The sequence below is a fragment of the Bradyrhizobium sp. UFLA01-814 genome, assembly GCF_046718885.1.
In the GTDB taxonomy this organism is placed as follows: Bacteria; Pseudomonadota; Alphaproteobacteria; order Rhizobiales; family Xanthobacteraceae; genus Bradyrhizobium; species Bradyrhizobium elkanii.
Genome location: NZ_JAQOSR010000002.1, coordinates 129,404 through 136,539 on the forward strand (window position 1 = coordinate 129,404; position 7,136 = coordinate 136,539).

Genomic DNA, 7,136 nt, shown 5'->3' on the forward strand with positions numbered 1-7,136 from the left:
GCGTACCCCCTCTGATACGGTACCGTATTGCTAGCGCGCCTCGTCCCTGATACGCTACCGTATCAAGAATCGAAAGGAGGGATCCGATGGAAGGCGAGGCGACCTATCGCGGCACGGTCTATCCCTGGCACTGCGACCATATCGGCCACATGAACGTCATGTGGTATGTCGGCAAGTTCGACGAGGCGAGCTGGAACATGTTCGCGCGGCTCGGCCTGACGCCGAGCTATCTGCGCGAGTCCGGCCGCGGCATGGCTGCCGTGCAGCAGAACATCTCCTACAAGCGCGAGCTGCTCGCCGGCGACCTCGTCGAGGTCAAGAGCCGGCTGGTCGAGTTCCGCGACAAGTCGATCCGTGTCCTGCACGAGATGCGCAATGCGGAGACCGGCGAGATCGCCGCGACCTGCGAGATCGCGGCCGTGCATATCGATCGCGCCGCGCGCAAGGCGGCGCCGTTTGCGCCCGCGATCCGCTACGCCGCGATGCCCCATCTCGTCCCGTCAGAACCCGTGAGTGCTTGATCCGCCATGTCCCGCTTCGAGCCGAAGAATCCCAACTATCGCGCGGTCGCGACCGATACGTTCGCGCGTCAGCGCGCGATGCAGACGCTTGGTATCTCGATCGCGCGCATGGAGCCCGGTGAAGTCGATCTCGCGATGCCCTATGCGCCGGAATTCTGCCAGCAGAACGGCTTCGTGCATGCCGGGATCATCACCGCGGGCCTCGACAATGCCTGCGGCATCGCCGCCTTCACGCTGATGCCCGAAGGCTCCGACATCCTCACCGTGGAGTTCAAGACCAATCTGCTGGCGCCGGCCCGCGGCGAGCGGTTCGTGTTCCGCGGCGTCGTGGTCAAGCCCGGCCGCACGCTGACCGTCTGCGACGGCCGCGCCTATGCGATCCAGGACGGCGTCGAGACGCTGGTCGCAACCATGAGCGGCACGCTGATGGCGCTGGCGCGGCGGGAGCCGCGTATGGTCGCGGCGGAAGGCTAATCCCATCATGCTGAGGAGCCGCGTAGCGGCGTCTCGAAGCATGCACGGCCCGGCTAGTGGCCGTCCATCCTTCGAGGCTCGCTCCGCTCGCAATGACGGGACTGAAAGCAGCGGCGCCCAATATCTGCGCATCCTCTTGGGCCCGCTGCATTGACAACCCACCATCGCGGCGACCTGATAGGCGGATGCGTCGCGCGAGCTTCCTGCCATGATCGCCAGCCTCAGCCTGATCCTGCTCTGCCAGCTGGTCGGCGAGGTCGCCGTGCGCGCGCTGGCGGTGCCGGTGCCGGGTCCGGTGGTTGGCCTCGTGCTGATGCTGTTGCTGCTGTTGGCGCGCGACCGCTTTCCGGCGCTGGCGCGCGGGCCGCTCGGCGATGACGGCGTCGAGAGCGCGAGCCGCGGCATGCTCGCCAATCTCTCGCTGCTGTTCATTCCGGCCGGCGTCGGCGTGGTGCAGAAGCTCGATCTGCTCGCCGAGCACGGCATCGCGGTCCTGGTGATCCTCGCGGTGTCGGTCATCGTCACGCTGCTGGCGACGGTTGCGACCTTCGTTGCGGCGAGCAGTTTGTTGTCGCGCGAGGAGGAGCGGCCGTGAACGACAATCCGTTTTCGCTCTGGGTCTACCTCTCGCAGTCGCCGCTGCTCTGGCTGACGGTGACGCTGTTGACCTATGCGGTGGCCGACGCGGTGTCGCTGAAGACTAGGCGGCACCCGCTCGCCAATCCCGTGCTGCATTCGGTGTGGATCATCGGCGTATTCCTGCTGCTAACCGGGACCACCTACACCACCTATTTTGCCGGCGCGCAGTTCGTGCACTTCCTGCTCGGGCCGGCGACGGTGGCGCTCGCGGTGCCGCTCTACGAGAACCGCAGGCGGGTCGCGGCGGCGATCCTGCCGATGCTGGTTGCGCTCGCGATCGGCTCGCTGACGGCGATCGTCTCGGTGGTGCTGCTGGCGCAGGCGTTCGGGCTGCCGCGCGACGTCATCCTGTCGCTGGCGCCGAAATCGGTCACCGCCGGCGTTGCGATGGGCATCAGCGAATCCCTGCATGCCGATCCCTCGCTGACCGCGGTGTCGGTGATCCTCACTGGCATCATGGGGGCGATCATCGTCACGCCGCTGATGAACTTCACCGGCATCACCGACTTTCGCGCCCGTGGCTTTGCGGCGGGCATCGCCGCCCATGGCATCGGCACCGCGCGCGCCTTCCAGGTCGACGAGGTCGCCGGCGTCTTTGCCGGGATCGCGATGAGCCTGAATGCGCTGGTGACCTCGCTGCTGGTGCCGCTGGCTGTAACATATCTGCTGCGCTAATCCCGGCTGCAGGGCAGTTTTGTGCTATTGGTATGGCGTTGAGCAGCAAATCCTTCTAGGGTCGCCGCCTCAAACGCGAGTCTGTTCCCCTTGGTGTTCTCCGCAACTCAAAGCATGCTTGGGCTGGCATCGGGCATGCTGGTCGGCTTTTCGCTGGGCCTGGTCGGCGGCGGCGGCTCGATCCTTGCCGTGCCGCTGATGGTCTATGTGGTCGGCGTGCCGGAGCCGCATGTCGCGATCGGCACCTCGGCGATCGCGGTCGCTGCCAACGCCGCGGTCAATCTCTCCAACCACGCCCGCGGCGGCACCGTGATCTGGTCCTGCGCGCTGGTGTTCGCGCTGTCGGGCATGCTGGGCGCGTTCGGCGGCTCGATCCTCGGCAAGATGCTGGAGGGGCAGAAGCTGCTCGCGCTGTTCTCGCTGGTGATGCTGGTCATCGCGGGCCTGATGCTGAAGAACCGCGCGCGGGTCGGGCTGACCGACGTCAAGATATCGATGTCCAACATGCCCGCGATCATCGGCCTCGGGCTTGCCACCGGAACCATGTCCGGCTTCTTCGGCATCGGCGGCGGCTTTTTGATCGTGCCGGCGTTGATGCTGGCGACCGGGATGCCGATCATGAACGCGGTCAGTTCCTCGCTGGTGGCCGTCACCGCCTTCGGCATGACCACGGCCCTGAGCTATGCGTGGTCCGGGCTGGTGTCGTGGGGCCTGGCGGGGCTATTCGTCGCCGGCGGCATCGCGGGCGGCCTGCTCGGCACAAGCAGCGCCCGCCACCTGTCGGAACGGCGCGGCGCGCTTAATATCGTGTTTGCGACTGTGATTATCGTGGTGGCGATCTATATGCTGCTGCGTAACATCAATGTGTCCTGAACGTAGAAGGGCGAAGTGCCCTTGCGAAAGCCAGCCATGACCCAATTGACGAAATCGCCCTTGATCAACGCCGGTGCCACCCGCCGCGGCGCGCTCGGCCTGATCGGTGCCGGCATCGCACTCATGGCCGCGGGCGCCGCGCGCGCCGAGGACGACAATGTCCTGACCGAGGAGCAGGTGCTGCGCGATCCGGATATTCCGGTGATCGGCAATCCGAAGGGCGACATCACCATCGTCGAATGGTTCGATTACAACTGCCCGTATTGCCGCAAGCTTGCGCCGGAACTGCGCCAGGTGGTGCAGGACGACGGCAAGGTCCGCCTCGTGCTGAAGGATTGGCCGATCCTCGGGCCGGTCTCCAAGGTCGCGGCGCGGATGGCGCTGGCGGCGAAGTACCAGGACAAGTTCGACGTCGCGCATGAGGCGATGATCTCGGTCAATTCGCGCATCACCGAGCCGCGCATCGCCGAATTGCTTTCGGGCGCCGGCCTCGACATGGATCGCCTGAAGAAGGATCACGACGCCAACGCCAAGACGATCGACGCGATCCTTTCGCGCAACAACGAGCAGGCACTGGCATTCGGCTTCAACGGCACGCCGTCGTTTATCGTCGGCAAGTACCGCGTGCCGGGCGTGCTCAGCATGGATCAGTTCGAGCAGGTGATCGCCGACGCCCGCAAGGCCAATATGGGCCGCAAGACCGAGCAGAACTAGACGCGCTTCCTGCGACGAAAATGGCCTCTCCGGCGCCGGAGAGGCCATCTGCTTTTGTGTCGGCTTGAAAGCAATCGTTACTTCGCCGCGATCTTGTCCCACTGCTCGCGGGTGCGCGTCTTCAGCAGGTTCCAGTCATGCGCCGCGACGTCCCAATTGACGATGGTGCGCGTGTCCTGCGCCACCTCGCCACTGGCGACGCTCGACGTCCGCATCGAGTCATAGACATAAACGCCGCATATCAGCAGCAGCGCGCCCAAAATCATGCCGAAAAAGGTCCGCATCGCTTAATCCCTCCGGTGTCGAAAGCATAACGTTGTGGGGCTCGGTGTGGTTCCGGCGATCGATCAGCTGCGCGCGAACGCCCGCATCACGTAATCGATGAACACGCGCACGCGCGGCGAGAGCTGGCGGTTGCGCGGATAGAGCAGGTTTACCGGCACCGATGGCGGCGGACATTGCTGCAGCACCGCGACCAGCGTTCCGTTGGCAAGATCGGTTTCGACATGGAAGCGCGGCACCTGCACGAGGCCGAGACCGAGTTTGGCGCTCGCGAGATAACTCTCGGGGCCGGTCACCGACATCGGCGCCGGCAGCGGAAATTGTTTCAGCACGCCGTCGATCACGAACTCCATCGGCCGCAGGCGTCCGGTCGTCAGTGAGCGGATGCCGATCATGCGATGGCCGTCGAGTGCGAACGGATCGACCGGCGTGCCGAAGCGCGCAAGATAATCCGGCGTCGCGCAAGTCAGCCGCTCCAGCATCGTGACCTGCCGCGCGATCATGTCGCTGTCGGGCAGCTTGCCGAAACGCAGCACGCAGTCGACCCCTTCGCGGATCAGATCGACCCAGCGGTCGCTCTCGCTCATGTTGATCTCGATGTCGGGATATTCGGCGAGGAAGCCCGGCAGGTTCGGCAGCAGGAAGTGCCGCGCCAGCGTGCCCTGCACCTCGAGCCGCAGCAGTCCCTTCGGCCGCGCGCCGCCGAAGGCGCCCTCGGCGTCTTCGAGGTCGGCGATCAGCGACAGGCAGCGGCGGTAGTGCGCCTCGCCGTCGAGCGTCGGACGCACCGTGCGCGTGGTGCGCTCGAGCAGCCGCACGCCGAGCCGCGCCTCCAGCCCCTTCACCGCGTCCGTCACCGTCGAGCGCGGCAGCCCCAGATCCTCGGCGGCGAGCGAAAAGCTGCGCCGCTCGACCACCCGGGTGAACACGCGCATCGCGTCGAAACGGTCCATCTATTATCCGATAATGGCGAATAGTGATGTCAGAAGATGCATGATTATCCGGTGGATGCCAAGGCATAGCGTCCTCCCATCGAGCGCGGCGCGGCCGCCCAACCCGATGGGAGACTAAAATGACCAACCAAACCAACAAGGTAGCCCTGGTGACGGGTGCCTCACGCGGGATCGGCGCGGCGGTTGCCGAACGCCTCGCCAGCGACGGCTTCACCGTCGTCATCAACTACTCCGGCGACGCCAAGCCGGCGCAGGCGGTGGCCGACAGGATCGAGGCCGCCGGCGGCCGGGCGCTGACCGCGAAGGCCGATGTCAGCGATGCCAGCGCGGTGCGCGGCATGTTCGACGCGGCGGAAGCCGCCTTCGGCGGCGTCGACGTGCTGGTCAATAATGCCGGCATCATGAAACTCGGCAAGATCGCCGACAGCGACGATGCCGCGTTCGACCAGCAGGTCGCGGTCAATTTGAAGGGCAGCTTCAACACCATGCGCGAGGCGGCGCGCCGGCTGCGCAACGGCGGACGCATCGTCAACTTCTCGACCAGCGTCGTCGGCACCAGGCTCGAGACCTACGGCATCTATGTCGCGACCAAGGCCGCGATCGAGTCGTTGACCGCGATCCTGTCCAAGGAGTTGCGCGGCCGCGGCATCACCGTGAATGCGGTCGCGCCCGGGCCGACCGCGACCGATCTGTTCCTGCACGGCAAGTCGGACGAGCTGATCGACCGCTTCGCCAAAATGGTCCCGCTGGAGCGGCTCGGCACGCCCGATGACATCGCCTCTGTCGTGTCGTTCCTCGCCGGCCCCGACGGCTCCTGGATCAACGGCCAGACGCTGCGCGCCAATGGCGGCCTGGTCTGACGTCTTCACATCTCCAACCCAACGCGCATTCAACCGACTTCACAAGGATATTTGTCATGAAACAGGTCATCGTCATCACCGGCGCCTCGAGCGGCTTCGGCCGCCTCACCGCCAACGCGCTCGCCAAGGCCGGCCACACCGTCTACGCCTCGATGCGCCACACCATCGGCCGCAACGCCGCCGCGGTCGCCGATATCGAGGGGTTCGCGCGCGACAACAAGGTCGACCTGCGCTCGCTCGAGCTCGATGTCGGCTCGCAGGCGTCGGTCGATGCGGCGCTTGCGCAGATCGTCGCCGAGGAAGGCCGCCTCGACGTCGTGATGCACAATGCCGGCCACATGGTGTTCGGCCCGGCGGAGGCGTTCACGCCCGAGCAGCTTGCCGAACTCTACGACGTCAACGTGCTCTCGACCCAGCGCGTCAATCGCGCGTCGCTGCCGCAGCTGCGCAAGCAGGGCAGGGGGCTCGTGGTCTGGGTGTCGAGCAGCTCTTCGGCCGGCGGCACGCCGCCCTATCTCGCGCCATATTTCGCGGCCAAGGCCGGCATGGACGCGATGGCCGTTATCTATGCCCGCGAGCTGTCGCGCTGGGGCATCGAGACCTCGATCATCGTGCCCGGCGCCTTCACCGGCGGCACCAACCACTTTGCGCATTCCGGCCGTCCCGCCGACGAAGCGCGCGTCGCCGAATATGAGGCCGGTCCCTATGCCGGCTTCGGCGAGGAGATCATGAAGGCGTTCGCGGCGATCGTGCCCGAGGATGCCGACGCCTCATCGGTCGCGGACGCGATCGTGAAGGTGGTCGACACGCCGTTCGGCAAGCGGCCGTTCCGTGTCCACATCGATCCGACCCAGGATGGTGCCGAGGTTGCATTCGCTGTGATCGACCGCGTCCGCAACGAGATGCTGCACCGGGTCGGCTTCTCCGACCTGCTCAAGCCGCGGGATAACCAGTAACGTTGTCTGGGTTGAAGAGTAGCGCCCGCGCGGCCCCACCCGTCACCGTCATCCTGAGGAGCGCGAAGCGCGTCTCGAAGGATGCGCGGCCCCGATGCAGCCGCGCGGGCGCCCGCGGGCCCGGGCACCCAAGAGACGCGGCGTGCGCCACCCAGGGGGTGGGAAGAGGTAAACAGAAGGGGTGCCCGG

At 66.1% G+C, this 7,136-nt stretch carries 10 protein-coding genes; 8 read left to right on the forward strand and 2 right to left on the reverse strand.

The genetic code is table 11. The features are described from left to right. Positions 1-86 precede the first annotated feature (86 nt). From PMN64_RS01295 to PMN64_RS01320, 6 genes are all read left to right on the forward strand, one after another. Entirely contained in the window at positions 87-521 is a 435-nt protein-coding gene (locus PMN64_RS01295) for an acyl-CoA thioesterase (protein WP_411779334.1), read from the forward strand. A 6-nt stretch (positions 522-527) separates the two neighbouring features. Further along, the gene (locus PMN64_RS01300) at positions 528-995 is read left to right on the forward strand and encodes a PaaI family thioesterase (protein ID WP_411779335.1); all 468 of its coding nucleotides are present in this window, start codon (positions 528-530) and stop codon (positions 993-995) included. Positions 996-1,203: 208 nt separating this feature from the next. Continuing rightward, complete coding sequence (locus PMN64_RS01305) at positions 1,204-1,590, forward strand: CidA/LrgA family protein (protein ID WP_411779336.1); 387 nt, start codon at positions 1,204-1,206, stop codon at positions 1,588-1,590. After that, positions 1,587-2,309 carry an LrgB family protein gene (locus PMN64_RS01310; RefSeq protein ID WP_411779337.1) on the forward strand — a complete coding sequence of 241 codons (723 nt, stop codon included), beginning with the start codon at positions 1,587-1,589 and terminating at the stop codon, positions 2,307-2,309. Before PMN64_RS01305 ends, PMN64_RS01310 begins: the two co-directional genes overlap by 4 nt. Positions 2,310-2,402: 93 nt before the next feature. Then, positions 2,403-3,182 (forward strand): sulfite exporter TauE/SafE family protein, encoded by a 780-nt coding sequence (locus tag PMN64_RS01315; protein ID WP_411779338.1) that lies wholly within the window; start codon positions 2,403-2,405, stop codon positions 3,180-3,182. Positions 3,183-3,218: 36 nt separating this feature from the next. Then, positions 3,219-3,896: a DsbA family protein gene (locus tag PMN64_RS01320; protein WP_411779339.1), complete on the forward strand. Its 678-nt coding sequence runs from the start codon at positions 3,219-3,221 to the stop codon at positions 3,894-3,896. A 77-nt stretch (positions 3,897-3,973) separates the two neighbouring features. Here PMN64_RS01320 and PMN64_RS01325 read toward each other — a convergent pair whose 3' ends face one another. Together PMN64_RS01325 and PMN64_RS01330 are read right to left on the reverse strand one after the other, a co-directional pair. Next, the gene (locus PMN64_RS01325) at positions 3,974-4,180 is read right to left on the reverse strand and encodes a hypothetical protein (RefSeq protein ID WP_411779340.1); all 207 of its coding nucleotides are present in this window, start codon (positions 4,178-4,180) and stop codon (positions 3,974-3,976) included. A gap of 63 nt (positions 4,181-4,243) precedes the next feature. Further along, a complete protein-coding gene (locus tag PMN64_RS01330) occupies positions 4,244-5,131 on the reverse strand; it encodes a LysR family transcriptional regulator (RefSeq protein WP_411779341.1) in 888 nt (295 codons plus the stop codon). A gap of 119 nt (positions 5,132-5,250) precedes the next feature. Between PMN64_RS01330 and PMN64_RS01335 the strand changes: the two genes are divergently transcribed. Both PMN64_RS01335 and PMN64_RS01340 read left to right on the forward strand, forming a co-directional pair. Continuing rightward, positions 5,251-5,991: an SDR family oxidoreductase gene (locus PMN64_RS01335; RefSeq protein WP_411779342.1), complete on the forward strand. Its 741-nt coding sequence runs from the start codon at positions 5,251-5,253 to the stop codon at positions 5,989-5,991. Between the two features lie 56 nt (positions 5,992-6,047). Then, a complete protein-coding gene (locus PMN64_RS01340) occupies positions 6,048-6,947 on the forward strand; it encodes an SDR family oxidoreductase (RefSeq protein ID WP_411779343.1) in 900 nt (299 codons plus the stop codon). The last annotated feature ends 189 nt before the right edge of the window (positions 6,948-7,136 follow it).

Bases quoted from the DNA above. Each gene is read 5' to 3' on its own strand.
- PMN64_RS01325 (WP_411779340.1), bottom strand. From the start codon at position 4,180: ATGCGGACCTTTTTCGGCATGATTTTGGGCGCGCTGCTGCTGATATGC.
- PMN64_RS01300 (WP_411779335.1), top strand. From the start codon at position 528: ATGTCCCGCTTCGAGCCGAAGAATCCCAACTATCGCGCGGTCGCGACC.
- PMN64_RS01340 (WP_411779343.1), top strand. From the start codon at position 6,048: ATGAAACAGGTCATCGTCATCACCGGCGCCTCGAGCGGCTTCGGCCGC.
- PMN64_RS01335 (WP_411779342.1), top strand. From the start codon at position 5,251: ATGACCAACCAAACCAACAAGGTAGCCCTGGTGACGGGTGCCTCACGC.
- PMN64_RS01305 (WP_411779336.1), top strand. From the start codon at position 1,204: ATGATCGCCAGCCTCAGCCTGATCCTGCTCTGCCAGCTGGTCGGCGAG.
- PMN64_RS01295 (WP_411779334.1), top strand. From the start codon at position 87: ATGGAAGGCGAGGCGACCTATCGCGGCACGGTCTATCCCTGGCACTGC.
- PMN64_RS01320 (WP_411779339.1), top strand. From the start codon at position 3,219: ATGACCCAATTGACGAAATCGCCCTTGATCAACGCCGGTGCCACCCGC.
- PMN64_RS01330 (WP_411779341.1), bottom strand. From the start codon at position 5,131: ATGGACCGTTTCGACGCGATGCGCGTGTTCACCCGGGTGGTCGAGCGG.